Origin of the sequence: Pseudoalteromonas sp. SG44-8 (assembly GCF_014164125.1) — a bacterium.
Classification (GTDB): Bacteria; Pseudomonadota; Gammaproteobacteria; order Enterobacterales; family Alteromonadaceae; genus Pseudoalteromonas; species Pseudoalteromonas rhizosphaerae.
Genome location: NZ_JACJEQ010000013.1, coordinates 17,721 through 42,242, shown reverse-complemented (window position 1 = coordinate 42,242; position 24,522 = coordinate 17,721). Strand labels below are relative to the sequence as shown.

At 38.9% G+C, this 24,522-nt stretch carries 19 protein-coding genes and 2 pseudogenes; 5 read left to right on the top strand and 16 right to left on the bottom strand.

Annotated elements, in window-relative coordinates; translation table 11 throughout:
- Positions 1–170 precede the first annotated feature (170 nt).
- The 7 genes from H5163_RS11930 to glk form a co-directional block, all read right to left on the bottom strand.
- Complete coding sequence (locus H5163_RS11930) at positions 171–1,925, bottom strand: hypothetical protein (protein ID WP_182735210.1); 1,755 nt, start codon at positions 1,923–1,925, stop codon at positions 171–173.
- A gap of 187 nt (positions 1,926–2,112) precedes the next feature.
- Positions 2,113–3,237 carry a sterol desaturase family protein gene (locus H5163_RS11925; RefSeq protein ID WP_145233475.1) on the bottom strand — a complete coding sequence of 375 codons (1,125 nt, stop codon included), beginning with the start codon at positions 3,235–3,237 and terminating at the stop codon, positions 2,113–2,115.
- Positions 3,238–3,516: 279 nt separating this feature from the next.
- Positions 3,517–4,521 carry a type I glyceraldehyde-3-phosphate dehydrogenase gene (gene gap, locus H5163_RS11920; RefSeq protein ID WP_145233472.1) on the bottom strand — a complete coding sequence of 335 codons (1,005 nt, stop codon included), beginning with the start codon at positions 4,519–4,521 and terminating at the stop codon, positions 3,517–3,519.
- A gap of 18 nt (positions 4,522–4,539) precedes the next feature.
- Positions 4,540–5,160, bottom strand: a complete 621-nt coding sequence (gene eda, locus H5163_RS11915; RefSeq protein WP_145233470.1) for a bifunctional 4-hydroxy-2-oxoglutarate aldolase/2-dehydro-3-deoxy-phosphogluconate aldolase — start codon at positions 5,158–5,160, stop codon at positions 4,540–4,542.
- A 32-nt stretch (positions 5,161–5,192) separates the two neighbouring features.
- The gene (edd, locus tag H5163_RS11910; RefSeq protein ID WP_145233468.1) at positions 5,193–7,043 is read right to left on the bottom strand and encodes a phosphogluconate dehydratase; all 1,851 of its coding nucleotides are present in this window, start codon (positions 7,041–7,043) and stop codon (positions 5,193–5,195) included.
- Positions 7,044–7,523: 480 nt separating this feature from the next.
- The gene (locus H5163_RS11905; RefSeq protein WP_145233466.1) at positions 7,524–8,537 is read right to left on the bottom strand and encodes a LacI family DNA-binding transcriptional regulator; all 1,014 of its coding nucleotides are present in this window, start codon (positions 8,535–8,537) and stop codon (positions 7,524–7,526) included.
- Between the two features lie 35 nt (positions 8,538–8,572).
- Positions 8,573–9,571 carry a glucokinase gene (glk, locus tag H5163_RS11900; protein WP_145233464.1) on the bottom strand — a complete coding sequence of 333 codons (999 nt, stop codon included), beginning with the start codon at positions 9,569–9,571 and terminating at the stop codon, positions 8,573–8,575.
- Between the two features lie 339 nt (positions 9,572–9,910).
- On the opposite strand from glk, the gene H5163_RS11895 reads away from it, so the two are divergent.
- Both H5163_RS11895 and H5163_RS11890 read left to right on the top strand, forming a co-directional pair.
- Complete coding sequence (locus H5163_RS11895; protein WP_145233462.1) at positions 9,911–10,927, top strand: LacI family DNA-binding transcriptional regulator; 1,017 nt, start codon at positions 9,911–9,913, stop codon at positions 10,925–10,927.
- Positions 10,928–11,151: 224 nt separating this feature from the next.
- Complete coding sequence (locus H5163_RS11890) at positions 11,152–11,784, top strand: trimeric intracellular cation channel family protein (protein ID WP_145233460.1); 633 nt, start codon at positions 11,152–11,154, stop codon at positions 11,782–11,784.
- Positions 11,785–11,884: 100 nt separating this feature from the next.
- Here the strand turns inward: H5163_RS11890 and H5163_RS11885 are convergent, their stop codons facing one another.
- The 7 genes and pseudogenes from H5163_RS11885 to H5163_RS11850 all read right to left on the bottom strand — a co-directional run bounded on the left by H5163_RS11885 (position 11,885) and on the right by H5163_RS11850 (position 19,594).
- Positions 11,885–12,535: a membrane protein insertase YidC gene (locus H5163_RS11885; protein ID WP_182735209.1), complete on the bottom strand. Its 651-nt coding sequence runs from the start codon at positions 12,533–12,535 to the stop codon at positions 11,885–11,887.
- 584 nt (positions 12,536–13,119) lie between these two features.
- The gene (locus H5163_RS11880) at positions 13,120–13,974 is read right to left on the bottom strand and encodes a CPBP family intramembrane glutamic endopeptidase (protein WP_182735208.1); all 855 of its coding nucleotides are present in this window, start codon (positions 13,972–13,974) and stop codon (positions 13,120–13,122) included.
- Positions 13,975–14,314: 340 nt separating this feature from the next.
- Positions 14,315–14,635 (bottom strand): DUF2834 domain-containing protein, encoded by a 321-nt coding sequence (locus H5163_RS11875; RefSeq protein WP_145233452.1) that lies wholly within the window; start codon positions 14,633–14,635, stop codon positions 14,315–14,317.
- Positions 14,636–15,472: 837 nt separating this feature from the next.
- Positions 15,473–16,048 (bottom strand): hypothetical protein, encoded by a 576-nt coding sequence (locus H5163_RS11870; protein ID WP_182735207.1) that lies wholly within the window; start codon positions 16,046–16,048, stop codon positions 15,473–15,475.
- Between the two features lie 548 nt (positions 16,049–16,596).
- A pseudogene (locus H5163_RS11860) lies at positions 16,597–17,346 on the bottom strand (hypothetical protein); the annotation flags it as partial.
- A 352-nt stretch (positions 17,347–17,698) separates the two neighbouring features.
- Positions 17,699–18,415 carry a hypothetical protein gene (locus tag H5163_RS11855; protein ID WP_182732678.1) on the bottom strand — a complete coding sequence of 239 codons (717 nt, stop codon included), beginning with the start codon at positions 18,413–18,415 and terminating at the stop codon, positions 17,699–17,701.
- 3 nt (positions 18,416–18,418) lie between these two features.
- Positions 18,419–19,594 (bottom strand): RHS repeat-associated core domain-containing protein, encoded by a 1,176-nt coding sequence (locus tag H5163_RS11850; protein WP_182735204.1) that lies wholly within the window; start codon positions 19,592–19,594, stop codon positions 18,419–18,421.
- Between the two features lie 667 nt (positions 19,595–20,261).
- On the opposite strand from H5163_RS11850, the pseudogene H5163_RS21350 reads away from it, so the two are divergent.
- Together H5163_RS21350 and H5163_RS21345 are read left to right on the top strand one after the other, a co-directional pair.
- Positions 20,262–20,558, top strand: a pseudogene (locus tag H5163_RS21350) (transposase); the annotation flags it as partial.
- Positions 20,559–20,768: 210 nt separating this feature from the next.
- Positions 20,769–21,332, top strand: a complete 564-nt coding sequence (locus H5163_RS21345; RefSeq protein ID WP_310736646.1) for a transposase — start codon at positions 20,769–20,771, stop codon at positions 21,330–21,332.
- A gap of 40 nt (positions 21,333–21,372) precedes the next feature.
- On the opposite strand, the gene H5163_RS11840 is transcribed toward H5163_RS21345, so the two are convergent.
- The gene (locus tag H5163_RS11840) at positions 21,373–22,302 is read right to left on the bottom strand and encodes a toll/interleukin-1 receptor domain-containing protein (RefSeq protein WP_182735203.1); all 930 of its coding nucleotides are present in this window, start codon (positions 22,300–22,302) and stop codon (positions 21,373–21,375) included.
- 251 nt (positions 22,303–22,553) lie between these two features.
- Between H5163_RS11840 and H5163_RS11835 the strand changes: the two genes are divergently transcribed.
- On the top strand, positions 22,554–22,700 hold the full coding sequence (locus H5163_RS11835; protein WP_259398287.1) for a phage integrase N-terminal SAM-like domain-containing protein: 147 nt from the start codon (positions 22,554–22,556) through the stop codon (positions 22,698–22,700).
- Between the two features lie 105 nt (positions 22,701–22,805).
- Here the strand turns inward: H5163_RS11835 and H5163_RS11830 are convergent, their stop codons facing one another.
- On the bottom strand, positions 22,806–24,518 hold the full coding sequence (locus tag H5163_RS11830) for an alpha-amylase family glycosyl hydrolase (protein WP_182735202.1): 1,713 nt from the start codon (positions 24,516–24,518) through the stop codon (positions 22,806–22,808).
- Positions 24,519–24,522: the final 4 nt, after the last annotated feature.

Below are 24,522 nucleotides of genomic sequence, written 5' to 3'. Positions count from 1 at the left end.
GTGCTTTACCGCCTTGCTTTGCTACATAGCTATAAAATAAAACTGAATATAAATAAGCCTTGGTCTACTTATATGGCTTTCGTGTCTGGTATGCTTTTATAATATCAGTAACTTTACTGAGCTTTGGTCAAACTAATTCACCCAAAGCTCAGTTGGTTAATAAAATAGCGTTAATCAAGCGTTATTGTAATGACTTCGTTGGCAAATTCGCTATACACCACAAGGTGTTTTTCAGAAATAGTCTCAAAATGAAAGTCTTTCATTGAATAACTTTCCCATGACACATCAGCTTTGATCAAATACTCTTTATCCGCTGATAGGGCCCACAGTTGCCCCGTAGATTGATTAGATGACGCATCACCTACATAAACCAATAAATAGCCTTGTTCACTCACAATAGGAGTTATTTTTTTAGTATTACTTCGTGCATAACTCGCAATTGTGCGCCATGTTTCATTATAAACTCTGATCGGTTGAGTGGTATTTAACCGTGATTGCAACTGCAATTCTGACTGCTCTGTACCAGCCTTACGTAAATATTTAAGCACGGCATATTTTATCGATGCTGTCTCAACAAAATCACCCGCTAGTAAAGTATCTAAGTCGCCGCCAATCCAATCAGGAGTTATTTGTCTTAACGCGGTTAAATCGAATGCAGTACTTGTCTCTACTTGTTCTCGTGTGAATTTAAACTGTTCAATGCCACTGTCTTGGTTTGTAAATAAGAACTGGTTATTACCATTTTGCCAAATAGTAGCATTGCGTACATTATTCAATGAAAACACAGCGTCATCGCGCGCACTTGGTATAACGTCCATTACATTTATAAGCAACTGCTCATCAGTACCAAAACCTAGACCAAATGTGATGTCATCATATTCAAAAAATGGTGTATGACTAAATGTACTGATCTGCTTACTCAATACAGTTCTCCCTCGGATCTGAGCATTTATGATCTGTATATACGATTTTGATGAAACCTCATTATTATCTTCAAGCGCTAGATAAAGGTCTTGATTATTTGCAATAAATTCACTTTTCAAAACCCCATCGTTGATTAGGTTAGATACTGCTTTCCATTTACCACTTTGCCAACTATAAACACCATCAGGAAAAGACGTTAACGCAAATAGTTTACCGCCTGAAATAGCTAGACTTGAAGCGTTAATATCATGGATTTTATAATTACCTAATTGGCCATTATCAAAAGAAGCAGAGTGTAATTTGTATTGCGTAGAGGCGCCTTCAGTAATAAACCAAACTTGCTCATCAAACCATAAATATTCAGATTCAATTAACCGCTCTTTGTCGGGGTTATCAAACAATAATTGCTTTTCTTGTTCACTAAACACCAAATACAATTTACGTTTTTCATACACCACAGTATAAGGACGGCAAGCTACTTTAAACTTAAGATTAGAGGAGTCATCAACTTCACAAATCTGTGGCCCGCCAAGCGCTGTAATTTCAGGCTCAATCATTGTAAGTGGTGGAACCGAGACTGGAGAGTCTTTTAACTGAATACTTTGCTCGCCATAACGAATAGTTACAGGGTATGAATAAGGGGTTGTTTGTGCAAAACTCGCCTGAGAAGATACACATTTAACAGCAAGGCTATAATTCAACGTTGTTGTATTGCTCAGCTGTGTGTCGCACGTGATACTTTCTGGTATAGCTAATAAGGTTGGTTGTACAAATGTTTTTGACGTTGCGCTCAGTTCAATAACCTTGTCTGCAGTAAGCTTCGCTTTGTTATCCATCCATGACACTTCAAGTCCTGCGGCAACACCATTGGCTGTTATTTTGAGCGTAAACGTTTGCTCTGAAATAGCAGGTGGCTTTGTGTCTTGACTGTCTCCAGAAGAGCCGCCGCATCCACTTGCAGCTAAAATAGATAAGCTCGTTAATAATAATTTAAATTGCAAAATAGAATCCTTGTGTTCGATTAGTTTAAAAAAAGTCGCTAGTAATACATATTCCTTCAGTTATCAATTATTACTACTAGTACCTTTTTTAGCAATATATTTTTTGATTATTATCTGTCCATACCAATACTCGATAAAATATGACTACTATCGAAAACACTAAATTGAAAGGATTCCCATATCGCGACTATTTTTGCTTTTTAAACGGAAACAGCTGCTGTTTTAACATCCCAGTTGGTACATAGTCCCCGACTACGCCATAAGCTTCTGGCCATTCTTGTTGGCCTTTTACGGCTGTGCCAAAAACATAATCTAACAATGAAAAGTGCGCAGCATAATTACGGTCAATGGCCGCTTTATCTGAAGAGTGATGCCAATGATGAAACTGTGGCGTAACCAATAAATATTTCAACCAACCAAATTTCACCCGTACATTGGCATGGTTAAATACCGCCTGAAAACCCACGATTATCACATATAAGCTGATCACTTGTTGCGAAAAACCCAGCACGAAAATAGGCGTAAGTACTAAACTGCGCGTCACTAAAATCTCTAAAATGTGCTGGCGAGAGCCTGCAAGCCAGTCCATTTCTTTTGCACTGTGATGAATACCATGAAAACGCCATAAATAAGGCACTTCATGATAAGCGCGGTGTACAAAGTACTGCATCAAATCAGCGACTAAAATAATTAACAGCACTTGCAATATAAAAGGTAATTTACTGATGTAGCCCTGCACAGTGCTTGACACTGCCCAACCAAAACCATAGTGCACAAAGTGATTAGTCACTAATAACACAAACCCAATAATCAAATGGTTAACAAAAAAGTGGTTTAGATCACCGCGCCATTCACTACGTAATATCTTTTGTTCTTTGCGGTGCGGTAACAGCTTTTCAATGAGAATAAATATTAAGGTTGAACCCAATAAATCTAATATAAACCAGTCTAGGCCTATATAGGGTGTGTTATCAGCAAAATCATTCACCTCAACATTAGGGCCGCCAAACGCAATGGCCAGCACAATAAAAAACCACGCAGTTGCACCTAAACGTTTATTTTTGTTACGTACAAAGTTAAGTAATCCCAAACTACCGGCCACGATAAGCGCACCAAACATCAGTTGACGTAAAAATTCTACACTGTAGCTCTTTCTCAGTTCCGGTGTGGTTAAATATTCTGGAAAATGAAAGGCGAGCACGCCTAAACAAGACAGCATCGCTAAAAAGCAGCCGATATAACCGCTAATATTACCTTCACCTATTTGTAGGTGGTTAGTACGGAACAGGTGAGTTTTTAGAGTATTTTTCATTAGTAATTCCTTTTATACCAATCGTGTTAAGTTACTGACCATTTATAGCGACAGATAAATACAGTGATAACAAGGCGTAAATTTTGACATGTAGTTGTTCTACATGAAAATCATAACGCAGTTAGCGCTTTATTTAGCTCGCTAGAATGGTTAAATATTTAAGTCGATTGGTATTAAAACAGCTCGCAGAATACCATATCTACAGCCCAGCGCTAGACACAAAAAAGCCGCGATAGTCGCGGCTTGGTTGGATAAAGCTAAATTTTTACGTGGTACTTATTACAAGTACTGACCTAACGCTTTAACTTGGTCTAACATGCGGTTTGAGAAACCCCATTCGTTATCATACCAAGCCATCACTTTAACTAGTTTGCCATCAGCTTTCGTTTGCGTAGAATCAAAGATTGACGACGCTGGGTTATGGTTAAAGTCAATAGAAACAAGCGGTAGCTCGTTGTATTGTAAAATATCTTTCATAGAACCAACAGATGCTGCTTTCATGATTTCATTGATTTCTGTAGCAGTTGTTTCACGCTTTGTAATAAACGTAAAATCAACCAATGATACGTTGATTGTAGGTACACGAACTGACATACCATCAAGTTTACCAGCAAGCTCAGGTAACACTAAACCAACCGCTTTAGCAGCACCAGTTTTAGTTGGGATCATTGACTGCGTTGCACTTCGCGCTCGATACAGATCAGGATGATAAACGTCTGACAAGTTTTGGTCATTAGTGTAAGCATGGATTGTCGTCATGCTACCTTGCTCAATACCGACTGTATCGTTAATTGCTTTGGCAATTGGTGCTAAACAGTTAGTTGTACATGAAGCATTAGAAATAATGTTGCTATCTGCAGTGATCACATCACTGTTTACACCGTGAACAACAGTTGCATCTAAATCAGTACCAGGGGCTGAAACGATTACTTTTTTCGCGCCTGCTGTAATATGTTTTGCAGCATCTTCACGCTTAGTGAAAAAACCCGTACATTCTAAAACGATATCAACGTTTAATGCTTTCCATGGTAGGTTAGCTGGATCGCGTTCTTGGGTAAGAGTAATAACGTCGTCGCCAATCAGCATGGTGTTATCAGCAAGCGTTACTTTATGAGAAAATTGCCCATGCACTGAATCATATTGTGTTAAATGTGCATTAACATTAGCGGGTGCTAAGTCGTTAATTGCGACAATTTTAATTTCATTATTTTGTGCAGACTCATAAAGCGCGCGTAGAACATTGCGACCGATACGGCCATAGCCATTAATTGCTACATTAATCATTTCAAAACTCCACTTAAATTATTTAACTTCACTTGCTTGGCGAGCAAGCGCTTCAATGGCTTGCCAGTCTTTATTTTCAATTAGTTGTTTATCTAGCATCCAGGTACCACCAACACAAATAACATTGCTAAGTGCTAAGTAACTTGGTGCTGTTGCTAGGCTAATGCCACCGGTTGGACAAAATGTTACTTGTGGTAATGGCCCACCAATCGATTTAAGCATTGCTGTTCCACCTGCAGCTTCTGCTGGAAAGAACTTTAAAAACTTAAATCCGTGACTGGCTAATTTCATCACTTCACTTGGCGTTGCGGCGCCCGGTAGAAATGGAATATCAGTGCCTTTTGCCAGTGCTAAAAGTTCATCATTTACGCCTGGGCTCACCATAAAATCAGCACCTGCGGCAACTGATGCATCAAAGCTTGCTTTATCTACCACAGTCCCGGTGCCAACATAGGCTTCTGGTACTTCGGCTTTCATTAGCTTTACAGCTTCTGCAGCAATCGGTGTACGCAGTGTAATTTCAAGTGCTTTTAGACCGCCGTTATATAGCGCTCTTGCTAGTGGCGCTGCATCTTCTAAATTATCAATTACCACCACTGGCACTACCGGTGCCGATGATAATATTTTTTCTATGCTCATAGTGTGTTCCTCATACCCAGTTTGGCGAATTATTATTCTATTCCAAAGGCGCTAGCGCCCATGTCTGCGCTACTTACGATATTTCTAAATCCGGTGAACAACTCTCGGCCCGTACCAAACGTTAAGCTAGGTACGCTAAGTTGTAATTCACGTTGTGCTAATTCTTCATCACTTACATGTACTTTTAAGATACCTGCTGGTGCATCAAGAGTAATTAAATCACCTTCCTGAATCTTAGCAATAATGCCGCCTTCAACAGCCTCTGGTGCTAAGTGGATTGCCGCTGGCACTTTACCTGATGCGCCTGACATACGACCATCAGTTACGATCGCTACTTTGTAACCTTCATCTTGCAAGGTTGCCATTACTGGCGTGAGCTTATGCAGCTCTGGCATGCCTTTGGCTTTTGGACCTTGCTCTTTCAGTACAGCAATAAAGTCTTGGTTTAGCTCACCGCGTGTATAGGCTTCTTGTAATGCACTTTGTGAAGCAAAAACTTTTGCTGGTGCTGTAACAACTTGATGTTCAACTGCAACCGCAGACACTTTGATCACGGCTTTACCTAAGTTACCAGTTAGTAACTGTAAGCCACCTTGTTTACTGAATGGGTTGTCAATTGGACGAAGTACATCTTCGTCTAATGAATTCTCTGGACACGGTACCCATTTAACTTTGCTTGGGCCTGTTGCGCTCGTCATGATCAGGTTACTGTCAGTATCTAAACGTGGTTCTTGGGTATACGCCTCGAGACCTTCGCCAACAATGGTTTTAACGTCATTGTGCAAGAACCCTGCACCAACGAGTTCTCTCATAAGGAAACCCATGCCGCCGGCTGCTTGGAAATGATTTACATCAGCAGAACCATTTGGATAAATACGTGTTAGCAGTGGCACCACTTCTGATAAATCCGACATATCTTTCCATGTCAGCTCAACGCCTGCCGCTTTGGCAATTGCCACTAAGTGAATTGCATGATTCGTAGAGCCACCCGTTGCTAACAAACCAACTAAACCATTAATAATGGTTTTTTCAGTTACAACATCCGCTAAGCAATTAGCATCTTTACTTTGAATCAATTGTTTAAGCATGGTTTCTACCGCATTACCGGTTAAACCATCACGCAACTCTGTATATGGATTGATGAACGAGCTACCAGGAAGGTGCAAGCCCATAATTTCCATCAACATTTGGTTACTGTTTGCAGTACCGTAAAACGTACAAGTACCCGCGCTGTGATAAGACGCACTCTCCGCTTCTAAAAGCTCATCACGGCTTACTAAGCCTTGAGCAAACTTTTGACGAATACGGGCTTTTTCTTTATTTGGAATGCCTGACTGCATCGGGCCTGCTGGCAAAAAGTACACCGGTAGATGACCAAATGATAAAGCACCAATTAATAGACCAGGGACAATTTTGTCACACACACCTAAGCAAAATACGCCATCAAACACATCGTGTGATAATGAAATAGCTGTCGACATCGCAATTACATCACGAGAAAAAAGTGATAACTCCATGCCATCACGGCCCTGAGTTACGCCATCACACATGGCTGGCACGCCGCCTGCAACTTGAGCTGTGGCATCGTACTTTGTAGCAATGTCTTTAATTAAATCTGGATAATCTTTGTATGGCACGTGCGCAGATAGCATATCGTTATATGAATTGATAATCGCTAAGTTTGGTTGCTCATCAGCTTTTAAACGTGCTTTATCATCACTGCTACACGCAGCCATAACATGGGCGATATTGCCACAACCTAAACCAGAACGAACTCTTGTTTGTTTTTTTGCATGATTGATGCGTTCTAAATAGGCTTGGCGAGTAGCTTTACTGCGTTCAATGACGCGTTCGGTGACTTCTTGAATACGAGGATGTAACATAAAATTCGACTCATCTCTAAGGTTAGAGGATAAAGGCTCAGTGGCAAGTGCATACTCCACGAATGAACTTGCACTGAGCATCTTTGATTTACCCGTTCAAAGGTATACGTTGGCAGGTTGTCTCTCACAATCAACCTGACACCGGTGTCACTGTATTAACGCATGACTGTGACACCGGTGTCAACCCTATCCTATAAATTTAGTTTAAATATTTTAAATGACCAAATAATGAACGAAAATAATTTTTCATAAGGGGATCTAGCTTGGTCACTAAATTGTGTTGCTGGAGTGCTAGAAAATGTGAGGAGTTTTTACTTTAATGCATTGATTATAATATGTTTTTATAAGCGAAATCATATCAATCGTAAGTACCTATGAGCGGATAATAAAACCCATATAGCAACAACATGCAGACTGCTTTGTTAAGCAAAAAAATGCCCGAGTAAGCGTCACTCAAACTCGGGCAACTGTGAAAAGCCTTTATCTAACTTGTGCGGTAGACTCGCGTGTGATTAATCGCGCTTCAAGCGTAACCTGATACGGTTGCTCTTGCGGATCACCAATATGCTCAATCAGTTTAGTAACCGCTTGTTTAGTCATTTCTTCAACCGGTTGCGCTATGGTAGTAAGACCAGGCCAAATATGACGAGCAATTGGCGCATTATCAAAACCCGCGATAGAAATATCATCGGGTACTTTAAATTGACGTTGTGTTGCCAATTTTAATACCGCCGCAGCCATGTAATCATTTGATGCAAATACCGCGGTTGGACGTGGGGTTAAGTCTAAAATGCTGCGCGCACTATCGACCCCAGAATGATAACTAAAGTTACCCTCTTCAACCAAACGTTCATTAAATTCAATGCCGTGCGTACTAAGTGCTCTGCGATAACCTTTGAAACGCTGCTCAGTGGCACTGTGATCTGGGTGGCCTTTAATAAACGCGATCGCTTTATGACCAAGCTTAATTAAGTGCTCAGTGATCTCAAATGCGCCCTGCTCATCATTACTGCGTACTGAAATTGAATCGTCTTCAAGCACTGCTGATGCAACTCGTGCATACGGAATTTTTTTACTTTTGAGAAAATCGACTAATACCTTAAAATCTGAAAATGGCGGCGTCAATACCAAGCCATCAAGACGAGAAGATTGTAGTAAATGCTCAATATTACTGATCAACGCATCACCACGTAAATCACATGGGTGGATCAACAAGTTATAGTTGTTTTCTTGACACGCAGCAAGCGCACCAGTTTGCACCCGGGTGATATAACTTTTACTCGGGTTATCGTAAATGCAACCAATAATAAAACTACGATTTTGCGCCAAACCGCGGGCGATCGGGTTAGGAGTGTAATCTAGCTCTTTAAAAACCTTAAGAACTTTTTCACGGGTTGCATCACTAACATTAGGTTCATTATTTAAAACCCGAGACACGGTTTTTTTAGAGACCCCAGCATAACTTGCAACACTATTTATTGTAACTTTCTTCATCCAACCTTCCCAATAACACCCCTATGAGCGATGTATTATGACTGCTCATTGACGTGCAAACATGCAGCAGCACCAATAAGTGGAATATTATCTTGTGTGACTAACGTCACTGGTATTTGGCTCACATACTGCGACATGATCCCTTTAGCACCAAAACGCTCAACAAAACGACTAGCAAGTAAACGAGCTTGCATACGCGGTAAAATACCGCCACCAATATACACACCACCTAACGCACCAAATGCCAGTGCTAAATCGCCTGCGACACTGCCAATCCAATCACAAAATTGATTTAACGTAGCATCGCAAATGGCACATTCACCACTATTTGCTAATTCGCTAATTTGTGCAGCGGTTAAATTCTTAGCATCGACACCTTTTACAGCTGCCATGGCTTGATACAAATGAGCAATACCCGGCCCTGAAAATACTGTTTCGACCGATACATGTGGCAATAGCTTACGTAACTCGATGATCAGCTGAGTATCTAATTCACTCACTGACGCCAACGTTATATGCCCACCTTCACAACTCAAAACAGCACGTGATTGGCTAGTACGCACTAAACACGCCGCACCAAAACCAGTGCCCGGACCCATGACTGCAATATTTGCATCAGTATCGGCTTGTCCTGCTTTAACTGCAATGTTTTGTTGTGGATCTAAATAAGGTGCTGCATAGGCAAACGCAGCAAAATCGTTGATCACTTCCAGTTGAGCTAAATTAAACTCAGCTTTTACTTGTTCGACACTAAAGTGCCAACCTAAATTAGTTAAATGTACTTGGCCTGCTTTTATCGGTCCAGCCACGGCTAAACACGCGCGTCGAGGTTGAATATGACTAACTTGAGATAAATAATGCGTTATTGCCGCTTCCAATGAACCAAAATTGGCACTGGGGAAAATGATATTATGCTCAATAACGAATTGTTTTTCTTGTAGGTTAAAAGCAGTAATTAAAGCAAAACGGGCATTAGTGCCGCCGATGTCGGCCACTAAGATAGGATCGAATTCTGAATTTGGCTTGGAGTTCATCGTGTTTTCTCTTTTGTCTAAGCGGTTTATATACTTAGCTATAACCGTGCTTATTATTTTAATTTCAATGGTCTTGCTATCGCTATGAGATAAACTTTGAGCTATCACCTCAAAGTAGTTACTCTAGTATAAAAAATGCTGCCCAACTAAATGGGCAGCCAATACGTTTTGACAACAAAATGATAAAACACCCGCATTATGACACCGGTGTCAGGGTTGAATCAATAAAAATTTTAGATTACTGATAAATTACTGATAAATAGCTTGTAAAAATCAGCAAATAAACGAGAATGACACGAGTTATTTGCACTTTAGTTAATTGAAATAGTTAGGTTGTGTATGAAAGGTAAAGCTACATCGTTTGACATTGCACACTACGCAGGGGTATCACAATCCACTGTCTCGCGCGCCTTGCGCAACAGTCCATTGGTTAATGAAGAAACCCGCAAACGTGTTTTTGAGGTAGCCAAACAGCTTAACTACAAAGTAGATAAAAATGCGAGTAACCTTCGAACTCAACAAAGTAGTACATTGGCTTTGTTACTGTTTGAAGATCCCACAGCAGATGAATCACAAATCAATCCGTTCTTTTTAGCGATGCTGGGCAGCATAACGCGTGCTTGCGCAAAAGAAGGGTATGACTTATTGGTATCGTTTCAATCTGCAAGCTCAGATTGGCAAGCGGACTACGAAGACAGTCACCGTGCTGATGGTATTATTTTATTAGGTTATGGCGATTACATTGATTTTCAGCCTAAGTTTAATACCTTGCTTGAACAAAACACCAAATTTGTATGCTGGGGAGCAACGGTAGATAATCGTGCCGATTTAACAATTAGCTGTGATAACTATGGCGGCGGCCAACTTGCTGCTACGCATTTAATTGCCCAAAACCGCACAGACTGCGCTTTTATTGGTGATGCATCTGATCATAGCCCTGAATTTTTTGCCCGTTTTAATGGCTTTAAAGACAAGTTAAAACAACATGCTATTACCTTAAGCGAGCGAAAAATAGCGAATGCGATTTCGACCGAAGAGTCTGGTTATCATGCCACACGTTCGCTTATTGCCAACAATATTACCTTTAATGCCCTTTTCGCAGCTAGCGATCTGATTGCTATAGGTGCAATACGCGCTTTAAAAGAAGCCAATATTAACGTGCCAAAAGATGTAGCCGTGATAGGTTTTGATAATATTTCGATTGCCAGCTATGTAAACCCGCCACTCACAACCATAGAGCAAAACACCACAATTGCAGGACAAATGCTAGTTGAAAACTTACTAAAACTAATTCGTGGTGAACAAGTACAAAGCACCCTACTAACGCCACGATTAATTGCACGAGGTTCTAGCTAACTACATATATTTTATTACATTATTTACGGTCTTTTGTCCTTATTTTTTTATAATTACACGCTAGGTAAACGTGCTATTAACAGCCAATTCACACGTTAATTTCACATTAGTTTTTTTTATCTGAAACTGAGCATTTTTAGTGTAATTTCTCACTCGTCTTTTTATTACTTTCTCTCTACAATCGCACTTTTATTTTTGCTCTTAAAAATTCAAGTGAATATCTTATGCTATTAACTATTGTTTATATTATTGGTATTACAGCCGAAGCCATGACCGGTGCGCTGAGTGCTGGGCGCAGAAACATGGATTGGTTTGGGGTTATGTTAGTAGCTAGTGCCACTGCAATTGGTGGTGGCAGCGTACGCGATATTTTACTTGGCAATTACCCTTTAACTTGGGTAAAACATCCAGAATATTTATTGATCACCTGCGTTGCCGGTATTATTACAACTTGGCTTGCAAAATGGGTGGTTAAATTTAAAGGCATTTTTATGCGTTTAGATGCCCTTGGGCTTGCCGCATTTAGTATTATTGGCTGCCAAGTAGGGCTTAATATGGGTTTGCACTATGGTATTTGTGTAGTCGCTGCTATTGTTACCGGCGTATTTGGTGGATTATTACGTGATTTAATTTGTCGCCAAGCGCCGCTAGTATTACATCATGAGCTTTACGCCAGCGTAGCGCTGATTGTAGCTTGTTTATATCTAGCACTACACCACTACAACATTGATGACAACATCAGCGTTATTACAAGCCTAGTTGTAGGGTATTTAATACGTATGGCATCGGTACGCTTCAAATGGCGCTTACCGACGTTTAGTTTATTAGAACCAGCTAATTTGAAAAATGAACAGTAAAGGCAGTCGTTTATTAACCCCTGCTCATAAGCTTTTCAATAGTCCAATTACTTTTTAGGCTATTGAAACAGCCAAAAAATATTATTTTCATACGTTAAAACTAAATAGTTTTACCGGCTGTTTTATTTTGAAAGTAATTATTGAGTAATAAAGATTGCAATAAACTTGTACCACTTGATGTTGCCCAATATAAACCAATAGCAGAGGGGAAGTTTATTAAGGTAATAACACAAATCACAGCTGGAATAATAAATAATAAGGTACTGGTTTGCTCAGCAGTTCCAGGCATCATCGCCATAGAAAAATAAGTGATCACACCCACCAACAATGAAAGTGCAATATCGGGTTTTGCTATGCTCGCAATCCACGCAAACTTACTATTAAACACGATTTGTTGAAGAGCTTGAAACGTACCAAAGCCAAATAAACCTTGACCTGCCATATTTAACACACTCTTTTTATCAATAAATTTAATGTTGTGCTTTTTATAGAGCGCCATTGTAGATTTAGCTATTGCACTGGGTTGATCTTTATATTTGTTTTTTATTTCATCAAGCTCAGGCTTTAATACAGCTATCGCCTTTTTGTTACTAACTGTTTTGGCCATCGCTAACAAGTTAATCGGCATTAAAACTAAGCGACCAATTAGTGTAAATAAAATAATAGCTAAAGCTTGGCTTAGCCCGACTTCTTGAGTAAAAAAGGCGATAGACTGCACGATAAAGTTCGTAAAAAAATTCCAAAGTTCCATTTACACTTCCCTTTCAGTTTGATGTATTAAAAGTAAACACCTCGACATATTATGTCAAGCAGTTTATTAATGTCCATTATCACGCTGATGGATCGTTTTTAATGATATTTACCAAATAAGGCTATTTTTTATCATGATAAAGACATTTAAACGTTTCTTACTTATGAGCTATATCGAGTTTCTAAAGCTGAGCAAATAACCTCAAGTAAGCGAAGATTCGGAGCTAGTTTAACTCTCGATCACTTATTGATAACTAATATTTGCACAATAAATTCAAGTAAATTATTCACTGCAGGGAAGATTAACGAATTTTGTATTAAGATCGTTTTCTACCTCAACCCAGTACTTAACTTCTATATTTAACACAGCCTTTGAAAATAATTTCTCCTTAAAAATCATGGGCATGTTGTGAATCTGCTTTTAAGTAGATGACATTTCCTTTTGTAAGCCCAGAGACGGATAAGCAGTAGTCGTAGCAATAAATAGCAATGTTGTCTGTGATGCTCAGAACAACATTTTTTAGTTATTTCATATCAAATCATGAACTTAAATGACACCATCAGTAATTGATAGCATATAGTTATTTAATAAGAGGGTGTTGCAAGCATAGGGTAAGTAAATAAGAAAAAGTGAAACACATTAACGAACCAATGGCATAAAATAGCCCACTCTAAACGCTGAGTTTTATAAAAAATGTATCCATAGCCAAAACCTGCAACAGCTGCCACTAGCATGTAACTAGCTCCAGCTGAAAAGTGTGCGAGTGAAAATAAACCAGTAGTGATCACAGGCGCTAGTAATGCAAACCGAGCCGAGATTATCACTTTCGAAAGCTTAGTTTGTATTATCCCTCTAAATAACGCCTCTTCTGCAACGCAGGTAAAAAATAGATTAATTGCTATAAATAAAAACCAAAATTCGGGTACTTTAGGCGCAAACTCCATAAGGCCCAATATTAAAGCAGTGATGAGTGCAGCTAAAATCGTGATAGCAATAATCAAAAGTGGATGCCCTACCATTATTGGTTTTAGCGTTTTATTTTTTGTAAAAAAATAAGCGCTCAGCATCAAACCCGCTAATGCTTTATCGAAATTAGCATACAGGGTAAATGTAATCGCATTGCTAGTAAGCTGTTCATTAACAACAATAGGCTGGTTATTAAAACCGGGGAACCAATGTAAGGCTAAACCAAGTGAGGCTATTACAAACAAAGGCGTTGAGATGCTGCGTATTAACGCAGAGGTTGCAGATACCGAAAAGTGCAATAAGCCTAAATAAAACACAATAACAATAACTGCGTATAAGTTTATATATTCCTGATAATAGGCAGTTATAACACTTAGCAGCAGTAAGTATTGCCAAATTGGTTGGCGTAAAATTACTATCTTACAAAATGGAAAAACGCATAAAATAGATAGCGCTAGGAAACAAAAAGCCATGAATGTGTAATCTTATGTTTTAGATTTTAAAAAGGCTTTTTACTTTAATTAACGCCTTTTACAGATCCGACCAGCAGCATGGCATTTATAAAAGTAAAAAAGTTCTATCCGCTTTTTGCATTTAATATCAATGATACAAAGCACTATAAATGGCATTAGTATCGAAATAAATAACACCATTGAAGTACCAATAGCGCTAAAAATAGGGCTACCACCAGTAACTACGTCCCATTGCTTACATCTGGAAAATTATGGCGATTTTAAATTCAGTACCAATAAGTAATAAAATATAAAAACCGCCAGATACTTGAAGATAACTATTAACGCCATAACTTATTTGTTAGGGCTGTGATTCAAGGGACTGCTTTTCTTTGAGATAAAGATAAAGTGGAAGCCCAAACGACACACCCACAAACAACGTGCCCAGCACAGCAAAATATCGATATGTCACTTTATTTCTGCGACCATCGACAATGATAAAAACCAACAAAACAACGGCAGACACTACAACATCAAGCCAAGCAAATACGCTGATAGAATTTGTCACCGCATCATTAAACAAGAGACCAAGATCTAAGCCATTTGTAACTACCCAAGGAACAAATGCGCCATAGGGCAATAAAATGCCTAATAAAGTAAGTACCAGATAAAACCTAACCATTTCACCATCCTTGCAACTATTTTTAGTAAGCCATAATCAATCTGTAGAATAACTCGTATTTAATTTATTTTTATTGATAGTTTAACCATAGGCGAGTTCCTATTTTGATTCAATCGGTTACTTCGATTTACGTAAAATATAAAAGGTTGTCATTGCCTCATTGACAGTCTATTTTGACCATGATTTTATCTAACAAGTTAACCGTAGGTTTAGAATAATATTTATTACGGAAGATGAACCATCCACTGCACTTCCTGTTAATTAAAAGCGCATCATAGATGTTGTTGGGCTAGGGATTAGAAAGCTCAGGCTAACCGATTATCTGCTCTTTTCTGGAGCGTAGGTAAAGACTATATTTATCACTACTTTTTTGTCTGCTTTACTTATATTTGAAATATCAAACGGTTCCTATACTTAAATAGCTTTTAACGCTTCTTTTTCTAGCTCTTTTTAGCCTGTAGAACACACAACTTAGAAAAATTTAGATAACCATTATCTTCAAGGTTTATATGTACCTGCACTTTTTGACCAAAACAAGTTTCGCAAACAAATAAATGTGATTCAATTATACTCTTATTCTTACTAACCCACTTTGGAACATCAGATTTCTCGTTAAAATCCACAACCTTTCTAGTTGAGAACTTCCTCCAGGTAGTTAATGCTTCATGGTTGAAGCACAGCCTATCATGAGCAAAACAAGATATAGTTTGATTAGATGTTTCATAATTCGCTAGAGCATATATCAAGCCAATTACTTGATTTAAATTTGACCGTCACGGTATGAAGACGGCCAAAAAAACTCTAATGTCTAATGACAGTAGTTAAGATCAATATATGCTATATTTTTGTGACTAGCTCTGTTTTTACAGGAGCAATTAACTCTTTAAATTTAGGGTGTGTAATTAAATCGCGAATCAAAAGCTGAACAGCAGGTGAAAATTCTTGAGCAACTTGTTGACAGGCTTTATCTGCGACCCAATTGGTTGAAAACTCATGTCTGGTCGATATTTTCACAGCGTTATCATTGTTTGATGATGCCGTAAGTTCAAACATCCATTTCCCATTGCCTATATTGGAGTTGAAGTCTATTTCAGTAAAATGTCCATTTAAAATAATCTCCGATTGCTCTTCGTATACACCTGCAACTTTCAACTCTGAAACAAATGCACTGTGAATGTAACTTTCAAAAGACTCTTTATTAGGAGTCTCAACTGAGCCAGCTCCTCTACATGATATGCCACTTTGTCCTGGCTTTACTGATGTAAATGGCTTAACAGCAACTTGTACACCCTTATAATTTTTAAGTGTTTCTATATTTTCAAACGATGCGCCATATTTTGAGGCATGGAAAGAACAACCTGAAATATATATAGCAGTAATCCCTATAATCATTATTTTTATTGTTTTATGCATTCTACCTTCCCTTTTTGTATTTAAAAAATTCAGTTTACGACCAAATTAAATAAAAAATATAACGAGCCTATAGAATTACTCGTTTTAAATTTATTTTTATTGATGTACCGACCATAGCTGAGTTCCTATTTTGATTCAATCAGTTACTGCTATTTCACGTAAAATAAAGAGGACTTAGCTATGTTTTAATTGTTTTTTGCAAGGTGTTAGAGTGACGTCTTTGAGTGGATAAGCACTTCCCTTTCTTAATGTATCGTGTTTTGCAGTGTTTCTAGAATAAAAAGGACATACACAAATAAAAAGGACAGACACATATTATGTGTCAGAAAATTTAGCACCTCTTCCGTTGTGGGTAACCGTATCATTATTTTTTTGCACACTGTTAGTTACAAAACTGAGAATTCAGTGGCTTGGAAGGAGTTTTAGGCAAATAAAGGCAAAGCTAGGTCATCACTTTATTTAACATCGTGTTTTTTAAACAAACCAATCAAGATGCAACTGTTCAGCCTGCGCCTTTGTACCATTTTACATCATTTCTAGCGACTTGCTGCTTTAACCGTGTCTGTGGTAAAGGCTTTAAAGTGCGCTTTACGTTCTTGAATTGAGGTTAAATCACTGTCTTCAAGCGTATCGGCTGTGTTTGCTCTGATAGGGTTCAAATCAACGTAGGCCATGCAACTGAGCACTGCGGTTTCATCTAATAATGCTTGCGACTATTCTTTATAAGTAATGCGCCCTTCCCACAAATTTATAAGGAATAAATTTGAATGCCGTCAGGCAGCCCGAAGGGTGAGCGCCAAGGATGGCAGCGAATAAAATTTACCCGTGCAGTTATCTTCTTTATTGGCTTCGCGAGCAATGTATTCATTAAGGTTTTTCATATACCAGCTGATGTCATAAAGCCTTGCGCGCCATTTAGCGATGATCTCATCAAAAAAGAGCACACTCGCCTTATCTAGCTGCTCACCATTTAAGTAACGATCAACTAAAACATGGCCGTTATAAAGTTGATACCAGCGTTCAATTACTTCATCATCAGACCAATCAAGTGCTTGTCGCCTATTGACGTTCACAACACGATGGTAGTAATTGCTCATAATCGCGTAGGCAGCTATCTCTATAGCGAAAACGCTACTTAGTAACTTAATTCGCTCTACTAACCACACTCTACGGTGATCAAAGTTTTTACCTGTGTATTTATCATCACCACACAAAAACGCTCGCCTAACGCATCGTGAAATTAAGTGATAATAAGATGTGGACGCTAAATCAATAAGCTTTTTTCTTGCCCGGGTCATACATAGCAACTCCTGTTAAACTGTATATAAAAACAGTAGTTGATACTATGGATTTTGCAAAAAATTTGCAAAAAAATGCGCCTGTCCTATTTTTCTCGTCTCACGCATCGTGAGATTAAGTGATAATAAGATGTCGATGCTAAATCAATAAGCTTTTTTCTTGCCCGGGTCATACATATCAACTTCATTAGCACTGTATATAATAACAGTAGTTGATACTATGATTTTTGCAAAAAAAATGTGCCTGTCCTTTTTTACGCCCTATTTTTCTCTGAAGAAAGATAATTCAAGACTGAATTACCCTTAGCCCCGCGAATGCGAGGCTTGGATTCACAGAGCTTTGCTGAAGTTTTTAATTCCATTCTCTAGTTTTCATAATAAACTCCATTACATTTCTTGCTTTATGCGCCTCAGCTTCTACATCTTTCTTACAAAAGACATTGTTAGATGTTCGGCACATATCATCAATCCTGTCTTTTTCAGACTGCCATAATGCTGGATTTTCAAAAAATTTGTAAAGTATCGAGTGTTCGTTGATGTTCAAACTACTGACCGCATTTACTTTTAAAACCTCACTATCTATCTCTTTTTTATTAAGCTGTTTAGAGGAAATAAGCGTGTAATAATAAAATCCAGATAAGTACCTAGACAAGTTCCGACCTACCCAAGCCTCTACTTCACTGCCAGCGACTTCAACTTTAATTCTATTTCTATATTCATATTCTTCTTCTTCTGCGGCATATCCAAATTCTACATTAGCGTTAGCGTATGCCGTCAGTATTTTCTCAATACAAACATCATCTATTGTTTCACTAGAAAAAAAGCAAATAGTTGAAAAATTATTATCGTGCAATGAAACGTCATAAAGACCACTGTTGGAGTGCAGAAAGAATCCTTCTTTATGGGTATTAATAAAGCTTTCAACTTTAGCGTGTTCGCCCAAACAAACATCTGACTTGTTGGCCTTTTCTGATTCACCGATCGTTAGAGCATTGCAGGAGTCTAGCTCTTGCAACGCTTGAATTAAGTTGAATAGATTTTGTTTTTCAAAATATGCGTAAACTTTCATTCTTTAATTAAGATCTTTTTCTTTAATAATAACATCAAAAGCTTCTTTAGCTGGACCAGATATTTTTTCGTTTTTATCTGTTACAACTAAGACAGAAGTTTTACCCTCAGCTTTGGCAGACTGCGTCTGAATTCTCAACTGTTTAGTCAAACTAACATTTTTAACATCTTTTACTTCTACGGACATTGTATCAGTTAATGCGTCAGGAACAGAATTACCTTCTGAGGTACTAACTTTGCTATTATTTTTGTCCAAACCCATTTTATTCAAAATACGTTTTTCAGAAGCTCGACCTCTTGCCATAGCTTTTACGACATGCTTACCAATTGCTTTTCCGGCATTTTTGACAGTTGGCATCGGAACGCCTGTTGTTTGTTCAACAACTTCACTAGCTCCTTCTTTAAGAGCAAAGACAACGATAGGTATTAATATAGGAACTTTTCCATCAGGGTCTGTATATTTATAAGGGTTATTATATGCGTAGTTATATCTATTGAATCCTTGAACACTTCCACGCCCTAGGTGTGACATAGCATCTACAGGATCATTAGAATAGAAGCGCCCGATAACTGGATCATAGTATCGTGCCTGCATATAAGTTAACTGCAGATCATCATCTTCCAAATGCCCTGTATACCCAGGACTATCTTCACTCGTTGTTACTTTACTTTCTTTGGCAATAAGCTTATTACCTAAATAAAAATACTCCGTTAAACCATTGTCACCATCAGTTAACAATAGCTGCCCTGTACTATCATAGAAGGTGTACTGGATTTTACCGTTACTGCTTTTCTTAATACGGCGATTATATCCATCGTATTGATAACTGTTACTACCTGAACTAATAAGCTGATTACCCAAATTAAAGCTAAAGGCTCGCACACCATTACTAATGACATTACCACGGCTATCATAATCAAAACTTCTATTTATATTTCCTGTAACACCCGCTAGGCGGTTCTTCGTGTTGTAAGCATAAGTCAGACTTTGGTTGCCGAGTACTTTACTTTTCACGTTACCCAATAAATCATAACTGAAACTACCATTGCCCCAAAATCCGCTAGCTGTATCCAATCGGTCTAGGCCATCGTAGGTGAGCGTGACATCTTTTGCTGGTTCAACTAAGTCACGGATAGTGAGAATATTGTGGTTATCATCATATTGATAAAAATGGCTCAATACTGCTGTGCTACTTCGCTGAACCGTCTGAGATTCTGGTCGTTGCTGATTATCCAGTATTTGGTCGAAGGTTAATCCATTACCATAATTAAAGCGAGTCAGATTCCCATTAGTACAAAATTAAAGATGGGTGTCTTATTTATTTGTTCTATATCGATAATTTCGGATTTAGCGTCCTTGGGCTAAGAGGGTAAGACACCCGACACTTCGCAGTCTTTTGATATCAATTTTTTAAGAGCTTCGACCAAGCCTATGTCCGACTCGACAGAACCATAGAGGTTTAACCAGACTTCATAGTTGATCCCATATAGAAGATGCTGAATTTTCTTGAACTCTTCAAGCCTTTTATCTCTCACGATTATCATAGAGCCCTAACGCACGCCTAAATGGCGAGCAACTTGTTGCGAGTCCAGCGGCCGCAGGCCGCGATGTTTAAGGCGCTTATAGTTACTCCGTTCCATTAATTAATGTATTTACCTAACTCATTAATACATGGAATATGCTTCTGTTGGTCACGAATATTTGAGCGGAACACGATATTTGTGAAGTAAATCGCGATACAAACACACAACTTTTAAGTGTCATTTCATCTGAACCTAAGTCAATTAATGCATGAGCGCTTGAGTTAAAACACCGCTACAACGGCAGACCTGTTGCTGTAGCGTGTGAGCTTAAAAAAGGCCCACTCATATACGCTCTCAGTAAATTTAAGCACATCGTATTATTTGTGATTAATCCATCCAGTGTCGCAAAATACCGTGCAGCATTTACGCACAGTGGAGCGAAATATGATCCTACCGATGCGATTATTCAAGTTGAAATTTTACAACTTCATATGGATAAATTAACGGTTATTAGGCCTGACTCAGAGGACGTTAGGTGTCTTGCGCAACTGGTCGAATATCGTCGTAAATTAGTACAAGAGCGTGTTGATTTAACCAATAAAATATCCACAACGCTAAAAAATTATTATCCTCATGTGATTGATTGGTTTAAAGAAAAAGACACACAAATCTTTTGTGATTTCTTACTACGTTGGCCTTCTCTTGCACAAGCTAAAAAAGCACGAAAGCAAACCTTGCTCGACTTTTTTAATCAACACAACTCGCGTTACCCACTCGTGAATGAAAAACGGATAAAAGAAATAAAGGACGCTGAAATACTCACTGATGATATGGCTGTGATCAGGCCCAATTTATTGCTTATTGAATGCCTTGTTCCTCAACTCAAACAGCTAATGCTCGCAATAACACGATTTGATGACGAAATTAAAACACTTTACAGGCAACATGAAGATCGCGTTATTTTTGATAGTTTACCCGGTGCGGAGCCACAATTAGCCCCTCGATTATTAGCGGCAATGGGGTCTAATCGTGACCGTTATTCGTGCGCTGCTGAGATACAAAAATACGCAGGCATTGCCCCTGTTACCGAACGCAGTGGCAAGAAGGAATGGATACATTGGCGATACTCGTGCACTACATTTTTAAGGCAAACATTTGTGGAATGGGCAGGACTCTCTGTGCGTTATTCATTCTGGGCCAAAGCCTATTATCGGCAACAAGAAGCAAAAGGAAAGCCCCATAATACCATCATCAGAGCGCTTGCATTTAAGTGGATACGAATTCTATTTAGGTGCTGGAAAACACACACGCCCTACGATGAATCAACTTACTTAACGGCATTGAAAAGTAAAGGATCACAGCTGTTAAAATTTGCGGTGGGAAGTGAGCTTTAGTGCTTGGTGTCCACCTCAGGGCGTGTTGTTATGTGTGCTTTTAGAACGGTATTTCGTCCCATTCTTTTTGCTTGCTAGGCACACCAACCAGTAATTTACTAACTTTAAACTTAGTAAGCAGAATATTTAACTGTTTTATGAAATCTTGAGAATCTGTTAAAAGCTTATTGTCTGCGACTTGTACTTTTAAGTTTTCTAATATATCTGCTGGAATAAACTCTAGTGAATTAATAATGGCAACCTTATCCAACGCCTCTTCTGGTGAAGTTGCATTTACAATTGAACCAGAAATAGCCAAAAGCATTTTGTTTTTAGTTTTAGGGGCTTTCACTAACGTTTGAAATATTGCTTCTGCAACCTCTCCGATATTTTTGCCGTGGGCTTGAATACCTTGATATTTACCGATGAAACCATATGGATCTAAACCTCTTCGAATAGGAATAATAAGAACATCCCTTCCTACGGCAACCCCTATCTCTTGATCACACCAATTACTCTCTTTAAAGCCCGGCATTAAAATAGCGGCAAGTGCGTCCATCGTTTGAAGACCAGCTTCAATTTCTTGCTGCCACTCTTTAGTTGGTTCAATATCTTCATGAGCTACAAAACTTGAAATTGCATATTTTCTTAATGCTGCCTGTAAGTGTGACGTTTGGACTTTAAACGTAGCCAGATGACTTAAGAAAAGTTTGAAATGACCGGTTTTCCAGAAAGTTACTTCCTTTACTGGGACTTGATTTGACGAAGGAGCACCAAGCACACCAAGTTCATTTGCAATTTTGAATAATGTTTCTTCATCGACATTAGCAAGCATGTCCTTAGAATAAGATCGCTTACTATTTTGTGGGTAATCGTCTTGGGTAGGTACACCATGCCCCTTGAAATATGCATCTATATCATTAAACGTCATTCGTCCTTGCAGCTCTAAAGCAATAGAATCAAGGAACTCTAACTTTTCCAATCCATTCATAAGTTAACCTTTAGCTCCTGCACACATAACAATTTTATAGTGCGCTCGTCGCGTACATTTCTGCCAACGTCACGCTAATATATTTATTAATTACTTTTTTAACAAATAACTTAACTCATTGCCAGCTAAAATTTTTTCTTGCTACTAAATATAATAAGAAAGAAGAAAGTGCGCTCAGCGCTCATTTTCTTGAATATGGGAGCAAAACAACTAGACTGTATATTTATACAGCCTTCAATATTGGTGATGATATGAAAATGCGTTCCCCATTTTTAAATTATATCGCTGATTATATGTTGGTACGTCAGTATTCATTACGTACCGTGGACACCTACCTGAGGTGGATTGCATCTTATATTCATTTTCATGATAAGTGCCATGACGCCAGAGGAAGTTAAGCGACTTATGACTCATTAAAATGCGCTATAACTTGGGGGTAATGCAATTATAGTATACACACAAAAGGGGCTAACGAATGTTAGCCCCTTTTGTGTGTATTTTATTTACAGTGTGTTATTCAGTAACAACAAACCATAAGCTGCGAGTTGCTCGTCATTGAGGTCGTGTTGCCAGCTAGGCGTTAACCCCTGACGTTTTATACCGCTGATGCTTTGTGACTTAGCGGTTAAATTAAGTATAAACATCGATTTACTGCCGTTTAACTCGCGGGTTATTTCAACTAGGCCGTTATCGTATTGATTTAACGCATAACTGCCTTTTATACCCAGCTCTGGGCGCTGTTTTTTCTGCGAAATTAAGTGCTGATATAAACGCCAAAGTGAATCAGAGTCTGCTTGCTGTACTTTAACATTGCGATCGCCTGCGCTAAGCTGCTCGGCTAAAAATTCAGGCCACCAGCTGGTAAAGTCTTTACCAAATAATTCACTTTGTTCAACCCAGCTCGTTTTAGCTTTGGTAAAACCGGCTTGATTGCTGTTGTCCCATTGCATAGGCGCACGTTTATAAACATCATGGCCTGTGCCACCTTGTGTTAAGCCAATTTCTTCGCCGTAATAAATATACGGTGTACCAGGGGAGCTAAATAACATCGCAGCGGCAAGTTTTGCTTTATCGTCGTGCTCTGCAAGTTGATAAGCGATACGTTCTTGGTCGTGATTAGTTAAAAACGGCGCAAAAAAATCAAGCGGTGCGGCTGAGTCAATACGTTGCTGTAAATTTTGTTTGAGCACATTGGCATCAACTGCGTTGATTTGTTGGTTAGATTGCATGGTGCCAAATTGCGCTTCGCCACTGGCATCTGGTTTTAACAAACCCAGTATTTTATAGCCCACTTCAAAATCAAAGCCCTGATCAAGCCCCTTCCCTGCACCATAATACTTGGCTGCCACAGGAATATCGGCCCAGGCTTCACCTACTAAATACGCCTCAGGGTTCACACTTTTTACATACTGATTAAAGTGCTGCCAGTAAGCTATGGTTTCGTCTGTGTCGGCCTGTGCATTGCCGCCGCTTTCCATGGCAAAGCGCACAGCGTCTAACCTAAAACCTGCAACGCCTTTATCAAGCCAAAACTTAGCCATTTTTTCCATTTCAGCAATAACATCAGGGTGGCGTAAATTTAAGTCAGGTTGGCTGGCACCAAACGCGCCGTAGTAATATTGCTGGCGTGTTTCATTCCAATGCCATACGGCATCGGGCTTGTCGTTATCACTCCATGCGTGGCCCCAACCGCTACCGGCTTTTGGCATATCGTCGCGCCAAATAAAGTAATCAGCAAAAGGGGCTTGTTGTTTTGCTGAACGCTGAAACCATTCATGGTTACTTGATATATGATTAATAACTAAATCAAGTATGACTTTCATGCCTTTATCATCAGCGGCTTTTATAAAGGCTTCAAACTCTGCCATGCTGCCGTAGTCGTTTTCTACTTGGTAAAATTCAGTAAAATCATAGCCATGATACGACGGTGCTTCAAACATGGGGGTTAACCACAATGCGTTAACGCCGAGCTCTTGCAGATACGGGAGTTTTTGGGTCATACCATTAAAATCGCCATGGCCATCAGCATCGCTGTCGTAAAAACTACGTGGCCAGATTTGATAAAATACCGCATTTTGCCACCAAGGCGTTGCGTGTTGCTCAGTGTTTAATTGCGATGTTTCGGTGTTATTAGTGTTGTTATTTAATGATGGTGCGCTTTGGCAGCCTGTTAGCATGAGTGCCAGTGCCAACACGCTTAAGGTAAAGGTTTTCATTACA

What these genes read in the sequence shown, in the direction of transcription:
- H5163_RS11925 (WP_145233475.1), bottom strand. Translation starts at nt 3,237, where the DNA reads ATGAAAAATACTCTAAAAACTCACCTGTTCCGTACTAACCACCTACAA.
- gap (WP_145233472.1), bottom strand. Translation starts at nt 4,521, where the DNA reads ATGATTAATGTAGCAATTAATGGCTATGGCCGTATCGGTCGCAATGTT.
- eda (WP_145233470.1), bottom strand. Translation starts at nt 5,160, where the DNA reads ATGAGCATAGAAAAAATATTATCATCGGCACCGGTAGTGCCAGTGGTG.
- edd (WP_145233468.1), bottom strand. Translation starts at nt 7,043, where the DNA reads ATGTTACATCCTCGTATTCAAGAAGTCACCGAACGCGTCATTGAACGC.
- H5163_RS11905 (WP_145233466.1), bottom strand. Translation starts at nt 8,537, where the DNA reads ATGAAGAAAGTTACAATAAATAGTGTTGCAAGTTATGCTGGGGTCTCT.
- glk (WP_145233464.1), bottom strand. Translation starts at nt 9,571, where the DNA reads ATGAACTCCAAGCCAAATTCAGAATTCGATCCTATCTTAGTGGCCGAC.
- H5163_RS11895 (WP_145233462.1), top strand. Translation starts at nt 9,911, where the DNA reads ATGAAAGGTAAAGCTACATCGTTTGACATTGCACACTACGCAGGGGTA.
- H5163_RS11890 (WP_145233460.1), top strand. Translation starts at nt 11,152, where the DNA reads ATGCTATTAACTATTGTTTATATTATTGGTATTACAGCCGAAGCCATG.
- H5163_RS11885 (WP_182735209.1), bottom strand. Translation starts at nt 12,535, where the DNA reads ATGGAACTTTGGAATTTTTTTACGAACTTTATCGTGCAGTCTATCGCC.
- H5163_RS11880 (WP_182735208.1), bottom strand. Translation starts at nt 13,974, where the DNA reads ATGGCTTTTTGTTTCCTAGCGCTATCTATTTTATGCGTTTTTCCATTT.
- H5163_RS11875 (WP_145233452.1), bottom strand. Translation starts at nt 14,635, where the DNA reads ATGGTTAGGTTTTATCTGGTACTTACTTTATTAGGCATTTTATTGCCC.
- H5163_RS11870 (WP_182735207.1), bottom strand. Translation starts at nt 16,048, where the DNA reads ATGCATAAAACAATAAAAATAATGATTATAGGGATTACTGCTATATAT.
- H5163_RS11855 (WP_182732678.1), bottom strand. Translation starts at nt 18,415, where the DNA reads ATGAAAGTTTACGCATATTTTGAAAAACAAAATCTATTCAACTTAATT.
- H5163_RS21345 (WP_310736646.1), top strand. Translation starts at nt 20,769, where the DNA reads ATGGCTGTGATCAGGCCCAATTTATTGCTTATTGAATGCCTTGTTCCT.
- H5163_RS11840 (WP_182735203.1), bottom strand. Translation starts at nt 22,302, where the DNA reads ATGAATGGATTGGAAAAGTTAGAGTTCCTTGATTCTATTGCTTTAGAG.
- H5163_RS11835 (WP_259398287.1), top strand. Translation starts at nt 22,554, where the DNA reads ATGAAAATGCGTTCCCCATTTTTAAATTATATCGCTGATTATATGTTG.
- H5163_RS11830 (WP_182735202.1), bottom strand. Translation starts at nt 24,518, where the DNA reads ATGAAAACCTTTACCTTAAGCGTGTTGGCACTGGCACTCATGCTAACA.